15 protein-coding genes are annotated in these 23,696 nt (G+C 55.1%); 2 read left to right on the top strand and 13 right to left on the bottom strand.

Going from position 1 to position 23,696, the window contains the following annotated elements; translation table 11 throughout:
• Positions 1-137 precede the first annotated feature (137 nt).
• The gene (locus tag DQX05_RS30640; RefSeq protein WP_165643397.1) at positions 138-308 is read left to right on the top strand and encodes a hypothetical protein; all 171 of its coding nucleotides are present in this window, start codon (positions 138-140) and stop codon (positions 306-308) included.
• On the opposite strand, the gene gyrA is transcribed toward DQX05_RS30640, so the two are convergent.
• The 13 genes from gyrA to DQX05_RS09575 form a co-directional block, all read right to left on the bottom strand.
• Positions 305-2,752, bottom strand: coding sequence for a DNA gyrase subunit A (gene gyrA / locus DQX05_RS09640; protein ID WP_119793036.1), 2,448 nt, complete (start codon positions 2,750-2,752; stop codon positions 305-307). The two genes, DQX05_RS30640 and gyrA, sit on opposite strands and share 4 nt — an antisense overlap.
• A 15-nt stretch (positions 2,753-2,767) precedes the next feature.
• A complete protein-coding gene (parE, locus tag DQX05_RS09635) occupies positions 2,768-4,759 on the bottom strand; it encodes a DNA topoisomerase IV subunit B (RefSeq protein WP_119793035.1) in 1,992 nt (663 codons plus the stop codon).
• Between the two features lie 185 nt (positions 4,760-4,944).
• Entirely contained in the window at positions 4,945-5,934 is a 990-nt protein-coding gene (locus DQX05_RS09630; RefSeq protein ID WP_119793033.1) for an ABC transporter permease, read from the bottom strand.
• Entirely contained in the window at positions 5,927-6,892 is a 966-nt protein-coding gene (locus DQX05_RS09625) for an ABC transporter ATP-binding protein (protein WP_119793032.1), read from the bottom strand. Before DQX05_RS09625 ends, DQX05_RS09630 begins: the two co-directional genes overlap by 8 nt.
• A 24-nt stretch (positions 6,893-6,916) precedes the next feature.
• Entirely contained in the window at positions 6,917-7,732 is an 816-nt protein-coding gene (locus DQX05_RS09620) for a GDSL-type esterase/lipase family protein (protein WP_119793030.1), read from the bottom strand.
• Positions 7,733-9,118: 1,386 nt separating this feature from the next.
• Entirely contained in the window at positions 9,119-10,981 is a 1,863-nt protein-coding gene (locus tag DQX05_RS09610) for an ABC transporter ATP-binding protein (RefSeq protein WP_119793027.1), read from the bottom strand.
• Positions 10,978-12,750: an ABC transporter ATP-binding protein gene (locus DQX05_RS09605; protein WP_119793025.1), complete on the bottom strand. Its 1,773-nt coding sequence runs from the start codon at positions 12,748-12,750 to the stop codon at positions 10,978-10,980. Before DQX05_RS09605 ends, DQX05_RS09610 begins: the two co-directional genes overlap by 4 nt.
• Positions 12,751-13,101: 351 nt before the next feature.
• Complete coding sequence (locus tag DQX05_RS09600) at positions 13,102-16,791, bottom strand: dynamin family protein (RefSeq protein WP_259391883.1); 3,690 nt, start codon at positions 16,789-16,791, stop codon at positions 13,102-13,104.
• A 96-nt stretch (positions 16,792-16,887) separates the two neighbouring features.
• Entirely contained in the window at positions 16,888-17,145 is a 258-nt protein-coding gene (locus tag DQX05_RS09595; protein WP_119793022.1) for an NAD/NADP transhydrogenase alpha subunit, read from the bottom strand.
• 25 nt (positions 17,146-17,170) lie between these two features.
• Complete coding sequence (nth, locus tag DQX05_RS09590; protein ID WP_119793020.1) at positions 17,171-17,839, bottom strand: endonuclease III; 669 nt, start codon at positions 17,837-17,839, stop codon at positions 17,171-17,173.
• A gap of 80 nt (positions 17,840-17,919) precedes the next feature.
• Positions 17,920-20,679, bottom strand: coding sequence for an S-layer homology domain-containing protein (locus DQX05_RS09585; RefSeq protein ID WP_119793018.1), 2,760 nt, complete (start codon positions 20,677-20,679; stop codon positions 17,920-17,922).
• A gap of 101 nt (positions 20,680-20,780) precedes the next feature.
• On the bottom strand, positions 20,781-21,395 hold the full coding sequence (locus DQX05_RS09580) for a GerMN domain-containing protein (RefSeq protein ID WP_119793016.1): 615 nt from the start codon (positions 21,393-21,395) through the stop codon (positions 20,781-20,783).
• A 64-nt stretch (positions 21,396-21,459) separates the two neighbouring features.
• Positions 21,460-22,935, bottom strand: coding sequence for an N-acetylmuramoyl-L-alanine amidase (locus DQX05_RS09575; RefSeq protein ID WP_119793014.1), 1,476 nt, complete (start codon positions 22,933-22,935; stop codon positions 21,460-21,462).
• 301 nt (positions 22,936-23,236) lie between these two features.
• On the opposite strand from DQX05_RS09575, the gene DQX05_RS09570 reads away from it, so the two are divergent.
• A complete protein-coding gene (locus DQX05_RS09570) occupies positions 23,237-23,689 on the top strand; it encodes a MarR family winged helix-turn-helix transcriptional regulator (protein ID WP_119793012.1) in 453 nt (150 codons plus the stop codon).
• Positions 23,690-23,696 lie beyond the last annotated feature (7 nt).

Here is a 23,696-nt window from a genome sequence, read left to right as displayed (position 1 = left end):
CAGAGGCGCGTCCATTGTTCCCTTCTGCCAGCGCGGTTCCGGGCCGGATTCGGCACGCTGCGGGCCCGGTTCGCATAAGATAGCACATGGGCGAATGTCCCGCCTAATTCCATTCCGAATGGCGAGGAGGAATGCTGATGAAGTTCACCGATGACGAGCTTATCCACAAGGCCGTGAGGGCCGGATTCCTGCAGCAAGACCCGCAGTGGGTCGACCGGCTCGATGAACCGGTGCCCCTGCGGGTCCTATTAGAATGGATAATCCGAATGCATGATGATCTGCATCCTCCGCACAAGCCGTTTGACTAATCCCCGCGCGGGCCGATCACGACCGTCGCTGCGATCTCTTCCCCTTTGTCCATTGGCACGAGGGAGCGGCCATGCGCCTTCCGATCCATCAATGGCGCCTGTCCGGTCAGCAGCGTATAGGCATGTCCCGCATCGGTAATGAACGTAATCGGATAGGCGGTCTTGCTGAAGAAGGCGCCGATCAGGCGGGATCCGTTCGGTTTCACCCGCTTGCCCTCTTTGAACTCGAAGGTGGCGATCCCTTTGCCGCCGCGTCCTTGGGTCGGATAATCGAGCAGCAGCGAGCGCTTGCCCCATCCGAGATCCGACATGACCGTTATTTCTCCTTCGTCTCCAATGACTTGAAGCGCCGCAGCTACTTCATCGTCTTCCTTCAGTTGAATGCCGCGCACGCCGCCGGCGGCCCGTCCCATCAGGCTGACCTCTTCTTCGGCGAAACGGATGGACATCCCGAGCTTCGTCACGAGCATGAGATCATGCGAGCCGTCGCTCGGCAGTACCGTCAGCACTTCGTCGGAGTTCGCGACCTTGCAAGCCGCGATCGCACCGGAACGGTTCGTCTCATACTCCTTGAGCATGGTTCGCTTCACCTGGCCGCGCCGGGTGACGAACAACAAGGAGGAGTGCTCATCGGCGAACGATTTGACAGGAATGACGCTGACGATGCGATCTTCCTTCCCGATCGGAATCACATTCACGATCGCCGTGCCGTTGTCCTTCCACTTGAATTCGGGCAGCAGATGAACCGGCAGCGAGAAATATTGCCCCCGCTGCGTGAACAGCAGCAGCCGATCCAGCGTATTGACCTCAAACACTTGGCGGATATAGTCGCCTTCCTTCACGCCGGAGCCTTCCCATTCCCCGCCCGAACGGGTGAAGGAGAGCAGGCTCGTCCGTTTAATGTAGCCTTCGTTCGAGAGCGTCACGATGACATCCTCGGCATTGACGATCACTTCCAGGTTGACCTTAATCTCCTCGACCTCGCCCTGGATGACTGACCGTCTGTCGATGCCGTATTTATTGCGAATCTCGTTCAGTTCCTTCTTGATCACGGAGAACAGCTTGCGCTCATTGTCCAGTATCGCACGGAACTCCGTTATTTTTTTCCGGATTTCGTCAAGCTCCTTCGTCAGGGCTGTCAGCTCCAGATTGGTCAGGCGGTATAATTGCAAGGTCAGGATCGCATCAGCCTGACGCTCCGTGAAGCCGTACTTGTCCATCAGATTGGCTTGCGCATCCTGGCGGTTTTTGGAGCCCTTAATCGTCGCGATGACGTCGTCCAAAATATCGAGCGCTTTGACCAAGCCCTCAAGCACATGGGCCCGGTCCTCCAATTTGTTCAGATCGTAACGGGTGCGGTTCGTGACGACTTCCTTCTGATGGCTGATGTACTGCTCCAGCATCGGCTTGAGGCCAAGCTGCTGCGGCGCCTTGTTCACGATCGCGACCATATTGAAGTTGTATACGATTTGGAGATCCGTCTTTTTCAGCAAATAATTCAGAATTCCGGTCGAATCCGCATCCTTCTTCAGCTCTACGACGATACGCAGGCCGTTCCGGCCGCTCTCGTCCCGAACCTCAGCAATGCCATCCACCTTCTTTTCCAGCCGGATGTTCTCCATGGACGTGACAAGCCGCGCTTTGACGACTTGATACGGAATCTCGGTAATGACGATCTGCTGCTTGCCGCCGCGGATATCCTCGATCTCCGTCTTCGCCCGAATGTAAATTCGGCCCTTGCCGGTCCGATAAGCATCGCGAATTCCGTCTTCTCCCATAATAATCCCGCCGGTTGGGAAATCCGGTCCATGCACGATCTGCATCAGATCGTCCAGCTCTATCGCCGGCTTGTCGATCAATGCGGTGCAAGCATCAATGATCTCACGCAAATTGTGGGTCGGAATCTCGGTTGCGAAGCCGGAAGAAATCCCGCTGACCCCATTCACCAGCAAATTCGGAAAGCGTGCGGGCAGTACGGTAGGCTCCTTATCCGTATTATCGAAGTTCGGACGGAACTGGACCGTATCCTTCTCAATATCTCTCAACAGCTCCATCGCTATCGGAGACAGCCGGGCTTCCGTATACCGCATCGCAGCTGCCGGATCGTCATCCTGCGAGCCCCAGTTGCCGTGCCCGTCTACGAGCACATGCCCCATCTTCCAAGGCTGGGCCATGCGCACCATGCCGTCATAAATCGACGCATCCCCGTGCGGATGGTAGTTCCCCATCACGTCCCCGACGGTCTTCGCCGACTTGCGGTACGGCTTGTCCGGCGTATTGCCGGATTCATACATCGCATACAAAATGCGGCGCTGGACCGGCTTGAGGCCGTCCCTGACATCGGGAATCGCTCGATCCTGGATAATATATTTGGAGTACCGGCCGAACCGGTCGCCGACGACATCTTCCAGAAACGCTGGTTTGAATTGTTCCGATACGCTCATCAGTTTCTCACCTTTCTATTCCTCGAACTCCGCAAAATCCACATTCTCCACGATCCAACGCTTGCGCGGCTCTACCTTGTCGCCCATCAGCGTCGACACTCTGCGCTCCGCCTTGGCCGCATCCTCGATGCGGACCTGCAGCAGCGTGCGGGTCTCCGGATCCATGGTCGTCTCCCAGAGCTGCTCCGGATTCATTTCCCCGAGCCCTTTGTACCGCTGAATCTCGGCGCTCGATCCAAATTGCTTCATATAGTTGCTTAGCTGCTCATCCGTCCAGGCGTAGCGTACCGACAGATGCTTCCCTTTTTTATGCGTAATTTTAAATAAAGGAGGCTGCGCAATGTACACCTTGCCTTGATCGATCAGCGGCTTCATATAGCGGTAGAAGAATGTCAGCAGCAGCACCTGAATGTGCGCGCCGTCGGTGTCGGCATCGGTCATGATGATGATCTTGGCGTAGTTGCTCTCATCCGCCTCGAATTCCGTGCCAACGCCCGCTCCGATCGCGTGGATGATCGTGCGGTACTCGTCGTTTTTCAAGATGTCCGCCAGCTTGGCTTTTTCCGGATTCAACGGCTTGCCCTTTAGCGGCAATATCGCCTGGAAGCGCGAATCCCTGCCCTGCTTCGCCGATCCGCCTGCCGAGTCCCCTTCGACGATGAAAAGCTCATTCCGCGTATAATCCTTCGACTGGGCCGGCGTGAGCTTCCCGTTCAGATTCGAGCTCTCGCTCCGCTTCTTTCCGCTGCGCACTTCTTCTCTCGCCTTGCGCGCCGCCTCGCGCGCCTTGGAGGCCTGGATCGCCTTCTTGACGAGCATCTGGGCGACTTGCGGATTTTCCTCCAGGAAAATGCTCATATGCTCGGACACGACCGTATCGACCGCACTGCGGGCAGAGGCGCTGCCCAGTTGATCCTTCGTCTGTCCTACGAACTCGACATCCGACATTTTCACGTTGATGACGGCCATCATGCCTTCGCGCAGGTCGTTGCCGTCGAGATTTTTGTCCTTCTCCTTCAGCAGGTTGTTCTTGCGCGCATATTCATTCATTACCCGCGTGTAGGCGGTCTTGAAGCCCGTCTCGTGTGTGCCGCCGCCGCGCGTCGGAATCGAGTTGACGAACGAAGCGATCGTCTCCGTATACCCATCATTATACTGGAGAGCGACCTCCACTTCCGTCTCATCCTTCTCGGCCGCGAAATGAACGACTTCATTGAGCACGCTCTTGCCTTCATTCAAAAAGCGGACAAATTCGCTTGCCCCGCCTTCATAGCAGAAGGTATCTTCCTTGCCGGTCCGCTCATCCTTCAGAGCAACCTTCAGACCTGAATTGAGAAAGGCAATCTCCTGCAGCCGCTCCGCCAGGTTGTCATAGCTCAAATGAATGTTGCCATGGAACACTTTGGCATCCGGCTTGAAGGTCACCTTCGTGCCGGTCTTGTTCGTATTCCCGATAATCTCGAGACCGGTCACCGGTTCCCCGACATGCTCCGTCCCGTTCTCATCAGTCCACGATTCGAAGCGTTGTCTATGAACATGCCCATCCCGGTAAATTTCCACCACAAGCCACTCCGAGAGCGCGTTCGTGACCGAAGCGCCGACCCCGTGCAAGCCGCCTGATTTCTTATAGCCCGCGCCGCCGAACTTGCCCCCTGCGTGCAGAACCGTATATACGACCTGCGGCGTCGGAACGCCGGTCTTATGCATGCCTGTCGGGATGCCGCGTCCGTTGTCACGGACCATCACCGACTGGTCCTTATGAATCGTTACATCGATCTGGGAGCAGTATTTGGCCAAATGCTCGTCCACGGCATTGTCCACGATCTCCCATACCAGATGATGCAGACCCGAGGAACTCGTACTGCCTATGTACATGCCCGGCCGCTTGCGAACCGCGACAAGCCCTTCCAGTACCTGTATATCGTCCGCTCCATATTCCCCGTTCCGGTTCCCCGATGCTCCCTCGTTGCCCGGCAGCTGTTTGAACAAATCGATTTGCTCGACCATTCCAGCTCCTCCTTCAATCCTTCATTCAAATGCATCTGTTCATAATCAAAAGAAAATCTGTCGCACCCGTAGGAAAGGAGAACACTCCCACCACGTATATCGTTCGGATGCAAACAGATGTTTCGCCTTCTTGATAAGTTTGTCCGAAAATCTTGACGAACAAGGAAAACTAGTACTTGTATATTCTAATTCAATATATCCTGTTTCGTAAAGACGCGGAATGCGACAATCAATCCGGCAGCCCCCCATACCGTTAGTACGGCGAGGGAGAACGGCAGCGTCATCCCTTCCACGGGAGCCGGGGTTCCTGCCAAATAATCCGTCAGCTTCAGGTTAATCATGAATAAATATTTCGCTGTCGGCCAGGAAGAGGCCATGTTGTATAGGATCGATCCGGCGATCAAGGTTGCCATCAACGTCACGATGCTGGCCGCCGTACTGCGAACAAGCACCGATATCATGAAGCCGAGCGCGGCGACGACAATGCTCGAGAACCAGACAAGTCCGAGCTGCATCAGCATATAGAGCCAGGAAGGCACCGTATGTACCGTCTCGAAATTGACATCCGTTCCGGTCAAGGAGAAGCCGGTAAATATCGGATAGGTCCAGCCTCCGTAACCGAAGACGAGCCCGGAAATAAGATAAGACAGCAGCGCTGTCAATAATACGATGATGCCGGTGAACATCATGAGCACAATCCATTTGCTCAGCAGCACCTTCCAGCGCCGGATCGGCCGGGTCAGCAGCATTTTGATCGTGCCCGTCGAACGTTCCGAGGACACGATATCGCTCGCAATCGCCATGACGAGCAGCGGAATGAACAGCGTAACGGAGTTATCCAAAAAGGTACGCGTAAAGGTAACCCCGTTCGGGTCGCTCGGATTGATATCATGATCAAGATTATATTGAAGCTGCTGCAGCACGATGCGCCGGTACTTCTTCCACTCCTCCGGAACCCGGTCGCTTCCGAGCGAGTTCTGGATGTCCGTAATCCGCTGCTGCAGCTCCAGACGCCAGTCTTGGTTGAATTTTTCACGATTGTTTTCCACGGTTTTCATTTGCGCGTAGGTGAAGACCGGAATAATAATGATGAGGATAAGCAGGATGACATAGAAGCGGTTCTTCCTCAACACTTTGATCGTCTCGTTCTGAATCAAAGGCAACAGGCTACTCAATGCGCTCCCCCTCCGTTATTTCCAAAAATAGCTGTTCCAGGGTCGGCATGATGCGTTGGATTCCTTCCACTTCGATGCCCGCATCCAGCAAGCTTCGGTTCAGTCCGGCAATCCGTTCCGGCGCCGTCTCCGTCAAAATCGCGCCCTCCGGCAGCCCGACGAGCGCCGCGGCATCGATGACGCCCTCTTCCCGGCTGTAGAACCGGACCGCACCGCTGCGCTCCAGAATCTCCCGCGCCTTGGCGGCCGGCTGTGCCTGCCAGATAACGAATTGATTCCTTCCGGTCAACAGCCCTTCGACATCATCGACAGCCAGCACCTTCCCGCGGCTAATAATCGCGACCCGATCGCACATCAGCTGAATCTCGCTCAGCAGATGACTGGAGACGAACACGGCCATGCCGCTGTCCGCCAGCTCGCGAATGAAGGCGCGAAGCTCCTTGATGCCAAGCGGGTCCAGCCCGTTCGTCGGCTCATCCAGAATAAGCAGCTTCGGCTGTCCGAGCAGCGCCTGGGCGATGCCGAGGCGCTGCCTCATGCCGAGCGAATAGGTCTTGACCTGATCATGGATCCGGTTGGACAAGCCAACAATGTCGACGACCTCTTGAATTCGTTCGGGTCCCAGCTCCGGCATCATGCGGGCGAAATGTTCTAAATTTTCCCACCCGGTCAAAAAGTTATACATCTCCGGGTTCTCGACAATGGAACCGACATAGCGCAAGGCCCGCTCCGGCTCCCGATTCACATCGAATCCGCACACTTGAATGCGCCCGGATGTCGGCTTAATGAGATCGACCAGCATGCGGATCGTCGTCGTCTTGCCCGACCCGTTCGGGCCGAGAAAGCCGAAGATTTCCCCTGCCCGCACATCGAAAGTGACATCGTTAATGATTGACTTGCGGCCGATCCGCTTCACGACCTGCTGCACCGACAGGACGATGGATGAATCCATGCTCATAAGCTTCCTCCTCTCACGCGATCCTTACCGGATGCTCTGAACGATGCGCTCCGCGATCGCCTGATAGCCTTCCCCGTTCGGGTGAAAATGATCCGAAGACAAATAACTTCCGATATTGTGCTGGAACAAATCAGACGTCGGCACGAGCAGCATGTTCTCGTCCTGGTTAATGATGCGGAACGCCTCATCATTCCATTTCTGCACGATAGTATTTCCGATCTGCCGCATTTCCTTCAGATCCGCGAACGGATTGTACAGCCCGACATAGACGATAAGCGCATCCTTATTCCAACGGCGAATGCCCTCCAAAATCCGCTTCAGATCGGCAGTCCCCTTCTCCGTCTTCGCCAGCAGCGCACGCTCATCCATCGCGGATGGACTCATCTGCTCACTCTGCGCACTCTGGAACAGATCGTTGCCGCCAATGGTAAGCAGAATGACATTCGCTTTCTTCAGCACATACCCCGTGCTCTCCTGCTCAACCCGTTCGGCTAACTGCTCTGCCCTCAAGCCGTTAATCCCCATATTATTAAGCAGCGTGACCGGCTTATCCGTACCTTCCTTCAGCAATGACACCGTACGGCGAACGTACCCCTCTCCCGTACCGTCACCAGTGCCTCTCGTCAGCGAATCGCCGAGCGACGCTATCAGCAGCTCCTTCGATCGGCTCGTCTCCTCAACAGGAGGCAGCTTCATCTCCGGCTTATCCGTGAACGGCACAGACGCCGGCCGCAAAATATCCGCTACCCCAAAGCCAAAACCGATGATAAGCAGAACCGTAGACAAACATCCGAATATAACAATCCAGCTCCATAATTGCGAGATCGGTCTGCGCTGCATATCCATCCTCCCTCAACATCTTTGCCCGGGTATTCCGGATCTCCGCCTAAAGATGCCCGACTTGTTACGTATACTGCCATGCGACTAACAATACATGCTATATTGTATTAGAATACCTGTTCGCGTACCGATTTGCAAACGAGTCCCTTTCGCTGTGCAACACAAATCCGCTTCCCGGAGCAATTGGTTGGTTCCCGCCCCCTCCTCAACCCTTCGCTGTTCTTTTCACCATACTCCCATTCACTTAGGACCATCCCCTCTCTGGTTGTCATTGATGTTTTCTCCCAACCGGTCAGGAGTTACTCCGGTATCCATTGATGCATTTCCCCTTCTCATCAGGACACTCTGTTTCACTTTGACGCATTCTCCCCTCTCGTTAGGTCACGCTGTTCACTTTTGACGCGTTATCCCTTCTAATCAGCTCGCACTGTCTTTTGACGCACTATCCCTTCAGGTCGCTCTGTCTTTTTAACGCACTATCCCTTCTAATCAGGACGTTCTATTCCCTTTTACGCTTATCCCTTCTCATCAGGCTGACTCTCTTCTTGTCAATCGCCATCCTTCTAGTTTTGCTACCCTAACCGCTCTTTGCACTCTCCCTTCCACGCAGGTTCGCCTAGGTGCGTCTCTCGCAGTGCCTTTGGTGTATTATCCCGTTCAATCAGCCTAAACGCGATCATCATTATTCAAGGATTCAATAACTTATCATTGGACCCTTACATTAATGAACCAAGACTTTGTTTCCATTCGAGAAATGAAAAACAATAAGACTGAACTTTCAGGAGAAAAGCCGTATGGGACCCGCCATTCTGAGCAATGGGGAGAATATGTATAAGGGGTTCAGCACAGACTCAAGCTCCGACTTAGTCCACCTTCATTTTCTATGTACACTGGACTTCCATCTTCACCTGCACCTGACTGAATGGGAGATGGCCTGTAAGCAGCTTCTTGCATATCTAGTCCGATTTTCTGAGCATTGGGGAGAGTACAGTTAAAAGAGGGAAATACATCTATTCGCATCAGCCTGACCATAAGGAAGCACTGTATTTTCACACGCCTTCCGTACACGCTGCGAATATATTTTCTTTGCCACAAAGCTCCTGACCAAAAGGGATAACCCAGTCAGGAATCATTAAGAAAACGAATGCGCCACATTCCCAATGACGATATGAGCGTAGTGTATCGAATGCACCGTTCCTGATTTGCCAAAGAGAGTCATGAAAAGAGAGTCGAGATCAATGACTTTACGACCCCATAATTTCTGAGCATAGAGGGGATTCCGGCCCCGGCGCCTTTCCCACACCAAAAAAGCTCCATCCGCGGAACCTCCCAATTCGCTTGCGCGGTCCAGGTCGATTCGGGCGAATGGAGCCATCCTTCTTCAGCTTACATATATTTATATTGGGCGGCGACAAGGCCGTAGTACGTTCCTTGCTTCGCCATCAGTTCTTGATGGGTGCCCTGTTCCTGAATCACCCCGTGATCCAGGACGATGATGTTATCGCAGTGGCGAATCGTCGACAGCCTGTGGGCAATGATGAACGAAGTCCGGCCCTGCAGCAGCGTCTTCAGCGCCTCCTGGATTTTCAGCTCGGTCTCGGTGTCGATACTAGCCGTCGCCTCATCCAGAATCAGAATGCGCGGATTCGCTAGCAGCGCCCGGGCGAACGAGAGCAGTTGCCGCTGTCCCATGGAGAGCAGATTGCCCCGCTCCTGCACCTCGGTATCATACCCGTCCTTCAGCTTGACGATGAAGTCATGGGCGAATACCGCCTTGGCGGCTGCTTCGACTTCCGCATCCGTCGCATCAAGCCGGCCGAAGCGGATATTGTCGCGAATCGTGCCCGAGAAGATGAACGTATCCTGCAGCACGATGCCGATCTGGGAGCGAAGACTTTCCAGTGTCACATCCCGGATATCGATGCCGTCAACGAGTACGCGGCCTTCTGTCGGATCGTAGAACCGGCTGAGCAGGCTGATGATCGTGCTTTTCCCAGAGCCGGTATGGCCGACGAGAGCAATCGATTCGCCCGCTTTGGCGGACAGCGAGATGTTGCGCAGCGCCGGGCGGCCTTTCTCATATTCGAACACAATGTTCTCGAATTTCACGTCGCCGTGCACTTCCGGCATCTTTCGGGCTTGCTCTTTCTCCGCAATGGTCGGGCGCTCATCCATGAATTCGAAGATGCGCTCCGACGAAGCCATCGCAATCAGCATCTGCGAATACATCTGACCGAGCCGGTTGATCGGCTCCCAGAAGTTCCCGATATACTGTGCGAAGGCGAACAGAATACCGACCGTAATCGCCTCGGTCTGCACGAGATGCGAGCCGAGCATGAACAGGATGAACGCTCCGATAGCACTCGTAATCTCGATGACCGGGCCGAACGTCTGGTTCATGGCGGACGCCCGATCCCATGATTTCTTGTTGACCTGGTTCATGTGATCAAAATATTCCATGTTCGCTTGCTCTTGCGTGTACGCCTGCGTTACCCGGATGCCTTGAATCGCTTCGTTCAAGTGAGAGTTGATGCGCGACTGCTTGATGCGCACATCCTGCCAGGCGAAACGGATCTTTTTGCGCAGCTTGGTCGAGACCAGGAACATAATCGGCACGGTAATCATGACAGCGACCGCTAACTGCACATTGAGGAACAGCAAAATGATGATGATCCCGAGTAACTGCAAGCAGTCTACAAGGGTATTAACGGCGCCGTTCGTGAACAGATCCTGGAGCGAGTTGACGTCGTTGGTAATCCGAACAAGTACGGAGCCCGCCGGACGTTTGTCATAGAAATGAAAGGACAGCCTCTGAATATGCTTGAACAGGTCTGCCCGCAGATCGTAAATGATCCGCTGTCCGATCATGTTCATGAACTTGATGCGGAACGCGTTGGCCGCCCATTGCACGAGGTACAGGCCAAATGCCGTTCCGGCAATAATATAGAGCAGCCGTGTCGACGGATCCCCGACCGCCGGCTGTATCGCATGGTCAATCGCGTAGCTGATGAGGAACGGGATCGCCAGCTTCGTAATGGTGCCCAGCACCATCATGATGATCAGCACCGGAAGCAGCTGCTTGCGGTATGGCTTCATATAGACGAGCAAGCGGCGCATTTGGGCCCAGTTGAACGGCTTCTCGATAATCTCGTCATCCTGATAGACGAACCGGGATCGCTTCTGTGATGTATCCTGCGTAGTCTCCCGCCCCTTCCGGCCGGCGGCAGCGGCTTCGTTCATCGCGCTCATGCTCTCACCTGCTCTCTCATGCCTGCCGCAGCGCCCTGCAACTGGTCTGCATATTGGATATGGTAGATATCCTGATAAGTGCCCGGCACCTGAATCAACTCGTCATGCGTGCCGCGTTGAATAATCTCACCCTTGTCGAGGACGATAATCTCATCCGCATGGCGCAGAGAAGAAATGCGGTGCGCAATGATGAATACCGTACGCCCCTTCATCACCTCATGGAAGCCGGCCTGAATCTCGTGCTCGGTCTCCATGTCTACGGCACTGGTCGCATCATCGAGAATAAGCACCTTCGGATCCTTCAGCAGCGCGCGAGCGATCGCGATCCGCTGCTTCTGGCCTCCGGAGAGGCCGAGTCCGCGTTCCCCGACAATCGTATCGTAGCCGAGCGGGAGCTCCATGATGAAGTCATGCGCCTTGGACAGCTTGGCTACCCGAATGACATCATCCATCGTCACGTCATCGCGCCCGTAGGCGATATTATTATAGATGGAAGAAGAGAACAGGAACGTCTCCTGGAATACGGCCGCCATTTGGCTCCGCAGACTTCGAATGTCCAGATTGCGGATATCCTGTCCATCCAACATAATGCTTCCCTGCTTCACGTCATAAGCCCGCATCAACAGCTGGATAATCGTCGTTTTCCCGGAACCGGTTCCACCCAGAAGACCGATGACCTTGCCGGGCTCCGCATCAATCGTCACATTGCGGATGGCGTCCACATCGCCTTCATAGCGGAATGTCACGTCATTGAACTGGACGTGGCCTGTGACCTGGCTCTCATGGAGCACAATCGCATCTTTCCGGTTCTCAACGTCTACCGGTGTGTCCAGAAGTTCCAGCACCCGTTCGCCGGACGCTTTCGATTGCGTATAGTTGTTAATATGGAAGCCGACTCCCCACATTGGTCCGATAATGTACCAGATCATGCTGAAGAACGATACCAGTTCACCAAGAGACATTGAATGGTTGATAACCTTCGTTCCCCCAACCGCGATGAGGAGGACGATACAGAAGCAGGCCAGCATTTCCATTAACGGAAAATAACGCCCCCATAAGGTCGATGCATAGATTTGGTTTGCCTTGTACGCCTCGTTCCGATCGGAGAACTTGTCGACTTCATGGCTCTCGCGCGCGAACGATTTGACAGTGCGTACGCCGGTAATGTTCTCCTGGACCGCCGTCGTCAACTGGCTGAAGGCAATCCGCATTTCCCGGAAAGCCGGATGAATTTTCGATTCGAAGCGGAAGGCAACGAACACGAGCAGCGGAATGGAGACAAGGGTAGTTAGCGTTAACCCCCAATCGATCGAAAACATCATCGCCGCGCCGAATACCACCATCAGCACCATGTTCAGGATCTGGGCGAACCCGAATCCGATGAAGTTGCGAATCGCTTCCAAATCGGCGGTCAGGCGAGACATCAGGTCGCCCGTTCTTGCTTTGTCATAATAGCGGAATGATAAAAATTGCAGCTTGCGATAGCAGGCGCCCCTCATTTCATAGGCCACATGATTCCCCAGGCGTCCGCCAAAAAATCCGTGCATAAATTGCAAAATGCCTTTGATGCTGACAACGACGACTACCGTTATTGCCAGCCAAGGCACCAATTCGAACCGCTTTTTTGCTATCACGTCGTCGATGAGAATGCGCAGCAGATTGGGATAAACCAATCCGAGCGCCATCGCGACAATCAAGCAAAACACCGATGCGAACAGCAGGCCTCGTTTGGGCCAGTAGAACGAGCCGAGCTGTTTGAAGACGTTCATCGGACTTCTCCTCCCCTAACTATCTTTCGTGGTGGCTGCTCAAACCATCTGTCCCCGCCGACGCGGCACACCGGAACGAATCGGAAGGCAAACATTTTGAACGCACACTCATTAGATGTATTGCAGTTTATCATCGGCCCCATCCAACGGCAAAACGTCAATTCGCTCATAATTCCGGCTATGACTTCCTATTTCGAGAATTCAGAGAACGAATCCGATGATCTCTTTTAAATCATCTGATTTCCTTCGATCCTAGCCGCTAGAGACACAATAACGCTTACCCCGTTCATACGTGGTAAGCGTTTTCCATGAATTGATGCCTTTTTGATATAGAAACCCGTTCAACTCATCTCATTTCAACGTGCGCCGTATCGCCTCGATCGCTTCTCGCAGCGGCTCGACGTCATAGTCCGTCCGCGATGCTTCATCAAGACGCTGGGCATGGGCGCGAAGCGTATCCTCCCATTGTCCGCGCAGCAGCTGGACGGTCTGGCCCATCTGCCGCAGCGCATGTTCCGCGAAGGCATCGCGATGGTCGCGCACGGTCAGTTGAATCGCCTGCGACGCTTTCTCTTCGAGCGCTTGACGAAGCGTCTCGCGGCCTCCTCCTTCGAAGAAGGCTTTGGCGTTGCGGAAATAAGAGCGCAGCCAGCGGACCGATACGTCCGCCGGTTCGGCCGGTTCCTGTACCTCCGGCGTTGGCCACGACTCCAACGGTTCCGCCGCCAAGGCGAAGCCGGGAAGCTGCTGCTCGCAATGCTCGATCAGACGCACGCGCTGTGCCTGCACGATCCGCTTGGCCGTCTGCTCCAACCGAAGCGACGTCGCATACAGTTCATTAGATAGCTCCTTGCGGAACAGACGCAGCCATTCACGATAACATCGCTCCAGCGCGGCGTCGCCGCCGCGGGCATCCTGTCGCAGAGAGGCCGGATTGAACGCGTATGCGAAGCTGTCATTGAACCGGTACAGCATCCGCTGCCGAACGTGGTACAGCAGTTCGTCGGCTTCCTGCTCCAGCCGGGCGCGCTCGTCCGCATGCAGCCATTCGCGGGCACGCGTCTCGCATTCGGCAGCCGCCTGCCGGATATGCTCCGCCTGGCGCGCCCGTTCCGATGCGTCCGCATGCGCGGCGTCCCACATCGCCAGGAGCTGCGACAGCACCCGGCGCAGCTCCTGGCGGGATACTTCCGCGCTCAAGCCAGCCAGATCCTCCGAAGCGAAGCGGAGGAACTGCTCCTCGAAGGCGGCAAGGCCGGAAGTCTGCCACTCCTCCGCGTTGCCAGACAGCCGGGCTTCCAGTCCCCGCAGGCTCGAGACCGGGAACAAGCGCGGACGGCGAATGCCGAATTCCGTCAGCCGATCCGAGACGTAGCTTACGACTCCTTCCAGCTCCTCCCCGGATGCCGCCAGATCCGCAGCGTTCACCAGGAAGAACATCTTATCCAACTCGAAGGCGTCCTTCACGCGGCCGAGCTGGGCCAGGAACTGGCGATCCGCCTGGGAGAAGGCGTGATTGTAATAGGTTACGAACAGGATGATATCCGCGTTTTTCATATAATTGAAGGTAACACCGGTATGGCGGGCATTAATGGAATCTGCGCCCGGCGTATCGACGAGCACGAACCCTTCCCGGGTCAACGGGCTGTCCAGGTGCAGGTCGATTCGCTCGACGAACGCAGACTTCCATTCATCCTTGACGTAGGCGCGGTATTCCTCCCAGCCGACATCAAGCGCCACCCCAAGATGCGGACGCGCGCCGTCATATCCCCGCTTGACCGCCTGGATGAAGCTGTAGTGCGGACGCCCGGTCGGATGGAGCGTTTCCGGCGAATGCCGGTCCAGGGCCTTCAGCACCTCATCCATATCCATAGCAGCGGTCCCGCGCTCACCCATGCTCTCCAGGGCGAAGCGAACATCGCCGAGCAGCTTCGCCTCGCTCTTCATCGTAATGCGCGCCGTACCATGCGGATGCTCCTCCGTCGGCGCCGCGATCGTATTGATGGCCGCCGTCGTCGGATTCGGCGAGACCGGGAGCGCATCCTGGCCCATCAGGGCGTTGGCGAACGACGATTTCCCGGCGCTGAACGCCCCGAATAAGGCGACCGTGAACCGGTTCGCCTCTAGCCGCGCGGACTTGTCGCGCAGCCCTTGCGCCAGCGGACGCATCGCCGGCAGCGGCGCCAGCGCCTGCGCGGCCTGCGTCAGCCGCTGCGCCGCATCGCGCAGCAGCCGGCGCGCCCCGGCCGCTTGCACGGGTGCGCCCGCTGGCGCTTCCGCTGCGGCTGGCAGCGGCCCGCGCAGTGAAGGCGGCGCCGCTGCCGCTGCGCCGGTGTCCTGTGCCGGCAGGCGGCGCGTCTGCGGCCGCTCCACTGGCGGCAGCAAGCGCTGCGGGTCGTCCGCTTCGATAGAACGGACGCCCTCCCACGAGGCGAGCAGCGCTGCGCGCTGTGCCGTGATAGCGTGCTCCTCCGCGGCCAGCCGCTCGTCTTCCGCCAGCTCGGCGCTCAGTTCGCCAGCCTGCGCCCGTAGCGTCCCGGCCTTCTGATCCAGCCGGGCCCGCTGCGCAGCGAGGTACGGCTCCGCCTGAGCCAGGACGGCTCGGCGAATTAGCGAGCGCGCCTCATCGCCGAGCGCACGGCAATAATTGAGCGTATACTCCGAAGGGGCTCCTGCCCCAGGCTGAACCGCTTGCGCCAGCCACGGGCCCTCCAGCGCCGGCAGCGCCGCTTCCAGCTCCGCGGCCGCCTTCGCCTCGTCCATGCCGGCAGCGCGGGCCGCTTCCCGAATCATACGCAGCACATGGACCTCCACATTGGCGCGGATTCCTTCCCGCCACGCCTCCGCGAAGGCCGTGAGTCGCCGCTCGCGTTCCTGCTCCGTCTTCTGTCCGGAGAAGAGCAGCCCGACCCTGAAGCCGGGCATCCGCGCTTCCAAATACGACTGGGCCAGGTCGCGCGTCGCCGCCGGCGTAATATTCGCATCCCGCAGCAGCTTCTGCAGCGCCTCCTGGAAGGCCGAAGACACGGATTGCGCTTCGGCCTCCGCAGCACGCACGGCCGCCTGCTGCGTCTCCCAGCGCTGCCGCAGCGCCTGTGCCGCTTCCATCCCGCCTAGGCCTTCAATCCACGCCTGCCGCGCCTGCTCAATCGGCGCGATGCGCATCGAGATATGGGAGACGGCCAGTTCTCTCGCTGCCCGCTCCACGCCGAACCGTACCAACGCCGCCTTGTCCTGGACGATGCGGCGCATATAGCGCTCCAGCGTAGCCCATTCATTCAACGGATGTTCCGGCTCCTTCAAGCTGACATAGAAAATGGCAGCCGGCTTAAGCTGCCAAGCATCCAACGCCCGCTTCACGTCGTCGCGGTAGAGGTCGAAGGCGATCTCGCGCTCCCGGTGCTTGTCTATCTGGTTCACGATCCAGATAAGCGGCTTGCCGGCATCGGCCACTTCCTTCGCAAATGCAAAATTATATTCGGATTGAACATGGTTGTAATCAGTCACATAGAACACGACATCTGCCAAGTGCATAGCCGCTTCGGTCGCTTCCCGATGGGCCGGATCGGCCGAATCGACTCCGGGCGTATCGAGCAGAGCGGCCCCTTCTTTCAGCCAGGCGGCTTCATTGTACAGATAGACCCGTTCCACGGCCTCCCCGTCACGGCATACCTCTGCCAGCTGTTCAATCGGCACGGAGACGACGCTCGATTGCTCGCCGTCCCTGCGCATGATATCGGCGCGCCGCTTGCCGTAGCGAACGGTGACCACGTTCGCGCTTGTCGGGATGGGGCTGGACGGCAGCAGTTCCGCTCCGCACAGCCGGTTGATAACCGTCGATTTGCCGGCAGAGAAATGTCCGCAGAACGCCAAAATAATCGTGCCGTCCCGCCATTTGCCGAGCAAATCAAGCATTTGCCGGCTCCGGGCGAGATCGCCTGCCTCGCGGAATTGATCCGCCGTATGTTCGAGCCACGCTTCCATGGAGCTAATTCCTGCTGTCGTTTCTGCGGCCGTTTGCTTTGCATTCAAGTCCAGCATCTTCATGTCCTCCGGTCTGCGATAATAAGGCCTGACATAATGAAAACCGAGCCTTGGCAGCATCTGCCTTAGACTCGGTTTCTAGTTTACCATATTTTATTGTTCCGGGAGGATAATTTCAAATTGCTCGCCGTGCTGCAAAATGGTGATGCCCAAATCCTTCACCTTCATCACGACGACCCCCCGCTTCTGGCGCATGCGATCCACATATTGCGCAGGCACCGCGCCGGCTCCGTATATCATGACGCCTTCTACTTCTTTCTCCTCATCCTCCTGCAGCGGAGTCTGAATGATGGCCTCGTAGATATCGGAAAACTGCTCAAAATCATTCGTATAGACAGAAATGCATTTCATCGCGACCGCTCCTATTCACGTTCTTTTATTTTCCAGTCTTTCTTGGTTTGGTCGCTTTCATACGTGCTTTTCCCACGCGGCAGCAATCGATGAGAGGACAAATCTCGCACCGGGGCGACTGCGCTTTGCAATGATAACGTCCAAAAAATATAAGCCGGTGATGCGTAAGCGTCCATTCGTCCCGCGGAACCTTGCGCATCAGCTTCTTCTCCACTTCCAGCACGCTGTCCTGTTCATCGGCCAGCTTCAAGCGCTTGGATACCCGCTCCACATGTGTATCGACCGCGATCGCGGGCACGCCAAACGCATTGGAGACGACGACATTCGCCGTCTTGCGCCCGACACCGGGAAGCTCGGTTAATTGGGCATGCTCCCGAGGCACCTCGCCGTCATACTTGTCAAGTAGCATACGGCACAGCTTTTGGATATTGCTTGCCTTGTTGCGGTACAGCCCGATGCGCCGGATGTCCGCCTGCAGTTCCTCCAGTGGCACCGCCAAATAATCCTCGGGGCGCTTATACTTCCGGAACAAGTCCGCGGTTACCTTATTGACGGTCTCGTCCGTGCATTGGGCCGACAACAGAACGGCAATCGTCAATTCGAACGGATTGGAATGGATCAACTCGCAATGCGCATCCGGATACATGCTGGCGATCGTATCCAATATTCGGCGTACACGTGCACTGGTTGCCAATTCTCCCCCCCCATTCCTTAGGTAAAAACCGTCTCATCCCTGAACAGGAATGAGACGGTCAGATACAACCCTACTGTATTTTAAGACAATCTTTCGATTTCAACAACCTTGTTTTTCACGATATAGAGCATAATTTCATTGTCTTCCTTAATCGTAGACAATGAAATTTTGTCTCCTTTGGAATGAACATACACATTTGACGCCAAGTTGAAGATATAATTGCTCTCGGCAAGCGAACGCTTCACATATAGCTGATCTCCGCTTACTTTCCAGAAGCTTCGCTTCATGCCGGTGATCAGATTGACCGTAGTCAGACCGTCAACGTTCTTGCGTACAAAGACCCGATCGCCGGTTTTGAGCGCATTGACACTGCCTGTGGAAGACTCGTCCACCTGAATAACCGGATTTTTGCCGAGCTGATGCACCGATGCGCTGCCATCATTGTCACGAACCATCAGCACCCCGGTAGAGGCATCAATCGATTCGATTCGTCCATAGGTCACTTGCACCTTGCTTGCCTCGACAAAATTGCGGCCGTCCATCACCACGTTGAGATACTCGTTCGGCTTGATATCGGCCAGCTTGATTCTCTTGCGGTCAAGATCATAGAATGACGTGCTGCCTACACTGAACTCCTCTACGCTCGAACTGGACGTGCGCAGACGGATACGATTGCGCGACGTATCGACGGATTGAACCTCGAACTGCTCGACGGTGCGCAGCGCCAGCGAGTTGACGGTGCTCTGATCGTCCGTCAAGTAGGCTACGATATAATCGCCGCTACGGAGATCGGCTACCGTCGCGCTCGACTTATCGAATCTCTCCACGTTCAATGTTGTATTTTTGTAAGGCAGCGTAACGGCCGTGCCGTTCTCCAGCTTCATCGTCACCGTCTTGGCGGTGCTGCTTGCCGAAACGAATGTGCCTTCGAACTTGTTGACGAATTGGACCAGCAGCGCTTGATTGGCGGTATGCTGGATATTTGCTTTCTTCTTGCCCTCCCGCAGCTCGCTTACGATATCATCGATGTACACACTATCGCCGTTGCGTTCGAAGCGGGTCTCGTTGGTCAATTTCAAGGCGTAAGGCACTTTGTTCGCGTCCATTACGGTCAACAGATTGTTCGTTCGGTCATAGTTGATAACCGTTACCCCGATCAGCGTCTCCAGCTTGCGATCGAGCACATGGATCTTCGTAACCAGATCCTCGCTGTTCAACGTCAGCTCCACCCGATCGCCGAACTCTCCGGCAACCAGATCATCGAACGTCGGTACCTTGATGCCTTCCATTATGATTTCCACGTTAGGCGCGAGCATCTTCGCTTCCAGCTTGTCATTCTCCTTGCGGATCGTCAAGCTCGTCTTCGCAGCCCCCTTCTCGTACAGACGGCCCGTCACCGTCATCTCCGTCAGTTGGGTCAGTTCAATCGACTGGACGATGCTGTTTTTGACCACGTAGGAGATTGCCGAATCCGGCTTCAAATCTTTGATGCCGCTCATCAGTTGATCCTTGTAGCGCACAACCGCGTCCTCAGCGACGGTGAAGGTCTCTTCACTTCCGCTCTCCGGCTTTATCGTAATGGAACGGTTGGTCGCGTCAACGGCGACAACGGTGCCCTTGTCCGATTTGTTGATAGGGCCGGACTTCACTTGAATCTCGATTACTTTGCGATCGGAGGTAAAGGTTTCACGCTTAATCTCAAGCACGCTGTCCTCCGTCAGCTGCGAAGCCTGGATCGAATTGCCGCTTGCGTCTTTCAACACGGTCGAAGAATCATAAAAAATTTCAGTCAAATCCGCTGTGCCGTCACGCTTTACGTACAGCTTGTTCTCCGAGCTGACAGCGTACTTCAGCGTCGCTTGAGAGGTCTCCACCTGCGGCGTGCTGTCGAGCAGCTCGACGAAGGCGCCGGCCCCGCCGCTGCCAAGGACACGCACCTTCGTGTACAGCTCCAGTTCGGATGCCTTGAGCGCTTTATCCGAATCGGCCTGGTAATACAGCGTCTTGTCGTCGAGGCGGAACGTCGAAGCCTGGCCATCCTCCCCGTACAAGCGGATTTCCTTGTCCGTCAGCTCCATAATATAGCCAATCGACTCGTTCTCGCGTTTGACGTCCGCTATCTTCTCCCCGCGGCTGAAAAAGGTCGCAATCTGCGCGCGCGTGACCTTGCCCTGCGGGTCGAATTTGTTGCCGTTCAGGCCGGCTGCCAGCTTCAAATCGACGGCCGTATTGACATAGCCGAGCGCAGACGAGGAAATCTTGCTGTTATCGGCAAAAGAAGTCTGCTTGTTCTTCGCCTGCTTGGCATCCTCTTCCTTGCCGACGGCACGTACGAGAATTTTCGTAATCCATTCCCGCGTCGCTTTCTTCTCGCCCCAGCTGCTCTTCGGATCCGGATTCGCCATTTCCTCGTTCTTGTCGATAAGCCCCTTCTGGAAGGCAAGCACGACGTAAGGCTTGAAAATTTCGCCCACCTTGAAGTCGGCTGGCAGAGCAACCGAATCGGAAGAGTTCAATTCTCCCTGCAGACCCATGAAGCGGATCGCTATCGTGATTGCCTCTTGCTGGGTTACGTCGTCATTCGGACGGAATTTGCCGTTGTTCCCCTTCAAAATATCCAAAGCTGCAAGCTTATGTATATGCTTCTCAGCCCAGAATCCCAAATTAACATCGCTGAACATCGGGCTGACTCCGGCGGACGAAGACTCATTCTGCGCCGTCTGTCCGGACTCTGCCGCCATAACTGCCATTGGCGCGGAAGTGAGCGTCAGCGAGACGGCAAGCAGTGCGCTGCCAAGCGTACGGAACTTGCGCTTTGGTTGTGTATTATTCGAGTGCATATGTAATCCCCTTCCCCAAATAGTCCATAAAAATTGCTATAAGTAGTTCCATTTCGACAAGAACAGGGGCAATTCCTGCCCCTGTTCCCCAAAAGTTCGTATTATTGTCGGTGGATCGGATGCTCCAGCGTGACATGCCCCATCATGCTCTCCTCAGCTTGGCCATCTACGAGCACATCAATCGCCTTGATCTCGTCGAACTGGAACAGTGTCTTCGTTAACGCTTCGATAGCGAACGATTCACCACCGGCGCCGAGACGGGCATCGTCCGGAATATGGATATCAACGGTCAATGTTCCGTCGCTCAGCTTCACTGACTTGAATTCGATTTTTTGCCATAACGGAGTGTCTTCCGGATTATCAGACGTCTGGAGCGCCTTCAGCGCCTCTCTATACTTCTCTTCATCATCTGAGAATTGAATCTTGGCGGAGTACGATTTTAATTCCATCAGATCGCTGTCAGACACATACGCCGTAATCGACTGCTCCTGCTTCTCCTGCTTCCCCGGTTCTTGGTTGGCAGGCTCTTCTTTATCCGGTTCCTGCTGATTCGAATCCGTTTGATCCGGATCCTGAACAGCCCCGTTATCCGGCAGCACCTCGGCTGGAGGCACTTCCGGCTGACCAGCATTCGTCGTCGGCTTGGCGCCGCACGCAGTAACCAAAGAGATCGACAGCACGATCGCAGCCAATCCCCACCATTTTTTATTTTTCATCAGTAATGACCTCCTTTACACCGTTCCTAACGCAACACGAAGTAAAAAGTTGCGTTTTTCATCCTCAGGACAAGCCCAAATAGTCAAGAATCCCCTTGACGATGCTGTCGGCGACGCGCTGTTGGAACTGTTCGTCAAAAAGCTGGGCTTCTTCGGCGGCATTGGTCAAAAACCCGACTTCAAGCAAAATGGCCGGCATTTTCGTCTCTCTCGTGACATGATGATTCGCCTGGCGGACACCGCGGTCTTTGAATTGCGTTCCTTCCATCAGATGCTTGTGCATCGTCTCGGCGAACGCCTTGCTCTCCGCGCGCCAGTAATAGGTCTCCGTGCCCGACACGGAAGGCTTATTGTCAACGCTGTTCGCATGAATCGACACGAACAGATCAGCATTCAGACTGTTCGCGAGCTGCGCCCGTTCACTTAACTCCAGGAACGTGTCGTCCTCGCGTGACAGCACCGTGTTGAACCGGTCGTCTTGACTCAAAATCTCGCCAACCTTCAGAGCGACCGACAGATTGAAATCTTTCTCGTACCGCTTCTTCACGCTGACGGCCCCGGAATCATGAGCGCCGTGTCCGGCATCGATTACGACCGTATACTTGCCGTCCGTCTTGATGGGAGGCTTCGGATCGGAGGTGTCTTTGCCCGGAACAAGCTCGATCGTCGTCAGCCCCGATTCGTTATAGGCAATCTTCCCGTGATTCGGGCTGTTCAGGTCAATGACGAACCGGACCGTATTCGGGTTGTCGCTGAACATCGCGAAGCGGATTCGCTGCACGTCAGGGTAGTCCGTAATTACCATTTCCCCCTGACTGCCGCTGTTGAAACCGAATTCCTCCAAAAATTCATCGGCAAATACTGCCTTCGGGAAGTCGATAACGACCCGATCCGGAGAGTCCATCATCATGATGCTCGGGGTGACGCTGCGAGTAGCAGCGATATGTAACTTATTATCGATGAATGAAAAATCAGTGATTAGGGCATCCCCTTCTTGAGGGTTCACGACACCGCCACCGTTGTCATCGGAATTGCCGTTATCCGAGCTACCATTCGCGTCCTCGCCGCTCGGGGTACCCGGCGTTGGCGGGACGACTTCGGATGATTCGTCAGCCGTGAACAGATAGACCGACTTGGTCTCCCTGTCCCAATCTACCGTCAATCCCATATTCTCCCCGATGAACCGCAGCGGTACAAGGGTGGTGCCCTTTTGCAGCATCGGGGCTACGTCCAGCTTTACTTCCTTGTCATTTACCGTTGCCGTCTTCTGATCGACGGCCATAGTCAATCGATTGCTGTCATTATATATGGCTACCGACTTCGCCTTCGGGTCCCAATCGACCTTATACCCTAATTGTTCCGAGACGACGCGAACCGGAATCATAGTGACCGAATTAACCAACGTTATCTTTTCCGGCAATGGAATGGAATTGCCATCCAGGTACAAGGCTCCTGTCGGAGCGGCTTGTCCCAATTGAGGAAACAGCATGAACAACCACATGAGCATCAGAGCTACACCAAATTTTTTTCCTTTTTTCATCTTCACCTCTACATCCTTTCATATTGTTCCGGCCTATCTGTCTATGTGTTCAGGCCGGACGATATATTAGACGGAAAACATGACCAAAAGTTGCGTGATTTCAACATTTTTCGGGTATATTTTTCCTTACTTATTAAGGTAATAGAACCGGGACGCCGTGGCAACCAAAACTTTAAAAAAAGATTGACGCCATTTTATCAAAGGGATATACTATGAATTGTTTTTTATTTTAGTTAGTAAACTATTTAACTTGTATACATTATAGTTTGTATAAAGTATAGCAACTAAAGGGGGTTGGAAAATGGCGGGGGATGAGGAGCTTATTCAGTTCGAGCGGCTATTCTGGCGAGTGTCCCGCAAGATTCAGTGCTTGCGCAAGAAGAAGTTCAACGATCGGTTGTCGGATTCGCAAACTTATATTCTCGTGAAGCTAGCGACCGAAGGGCCGCAGAAGGTGTCCAGCCTGGCGGAGTCCATTGGCATTACGCCTGGAGGCGTCACCAGCATTTCCGACAAGCTGATCGCGAGCGGGTATGCGCAGCGGAAGCGCGACGAGGAGGATCGCAGGGTTGTCTTTCTGGAGATTACCGACAAAGGCATGGACATAATGAGGGAGCTTCATCAGGAGCGGCTGGAGATCATCCGCTATCTGTTCAATAACTTGCCGGCAGACGATCTGCATCATCTCAATCGTACCTATGAGAAGCTGCTCGAGAACCTGGACAAATATGAAAAAGAAATGCTGGAAGAGTAATGGAGTA

Source organism: Paenibacillus thiaminolyticus (assembly GCF_003591545.1).
GTDB lineage: Bacteria > Bacillota > Bacilli > Paenibacillales > Paenibacillaceae > Paenibacillus_B > Paenibacillus_B thiaminolyticus_A.
The sequence above is the reverse complement of the archived record's forward strand: the minus strand, read 5'-3'. Positions and strand labels throughout refer to the sequence as shown.

What these genes read in the sequence shown, in the direction of transcription:
- DQX05_RS30640 (WP_165643397.1), top strand. Translation starts at nt 138, where the DNA reads ATGAAGTTCACCGATGACGAGCTTATCCACAAGGCCGTGAGGGCCGGA.
- DQX05_RS09595 (WP_119793022.1), bottom strand. Translation starts at nt 17,145, where the DNA reads ATGAAATGCATTTCTGTCTATACGAATGATTTTGAGCAGTTTTCCGAT.
- DQX05_RS09575 (WP_119793014.1), bottom strand. Translation starts at nt 22,935, where the DNA reads ATGAAAAAAGGAAAAAAATTTGGTGTAGCTCTGATGCTCATGTGGTTG.
- DQX05_RS09570 (WP_119793012.1), top strand. Translation starts at nt 23,237, where the DNA reads ATGGCGGGGGATGAGGAGCTTATTCAGTTCGAGCGGCTATTCTGGCGA.
- DQX05_RS09610 (WP_119793027.1), bottom strand. Translation starts at nt 10,981, where the DNA reads ATGAGCGCGATGAACGAAGCCGCTGCCGCCGGCCGGAAGGGGCGGGAG.
- parE (WP_119793035.1), bottom strand. Translation starts at nt 4,759, where the DNA reads ATGGTCGAGCAAATCGATTTGTTCAAACAGCTGCCGGGCAACGAGGGA.
- DQX05_RS09600 (WP_259391883.1), bottom strand. Translation starts at nt 16,791, where the DNA reads ATGCTGGACTTGAATGCAAAGCAAACGGCCGCAGAAACGACAGCAGGA.
- DQX05_RS09625 (WP_119793032.1), bottom strand. Translation starts at nt 6,892, where the DNA reads ATGAGCATGGATTCATCCATCGTCCTGTCGGTGCAGCAGGTCGTGAAG.
- gyrA (WP_119793036.1), bottom strand. Translation starts at nt 2,752, where the DNA reads ATGAGCGTATCGGAACAATTCAAACCAGCGTTTCTGGAAGATGTCGTC.
- DQX05_RS09580 (WP_119793016.1), bottom strand. Translation starts at nt 21,395, where the DNA reads ATGAAAAATAAAAAATGGTGGGGATTGGCTGCGATCGTGCTGTCGATC.
- DQX05_RS09620 (WP_119793030.1), bottom strand. Translation starts at nt 7,732, where the DNA reads ATGCAGCGCAGACCGATCTCGCAATTATGGAGCTGGATTGTTATATTC.
- DQX05_RS09585 (WP_119793018.1), bottom strand. Translation starts at nt 20,679, where the DNA reads ATGCACTCGAATAATACACAACCAAAGCGCAAGTTCCGTACGCTTGGC.
- DQX05_RS09605 (WP_119793025.1), bottom strand. Translation starts at nt 12,750, where the DNA reads ATGAACGTCTTCAAACAGCTCGGCTCGTTCTACTGGCCCAAACGAGGC.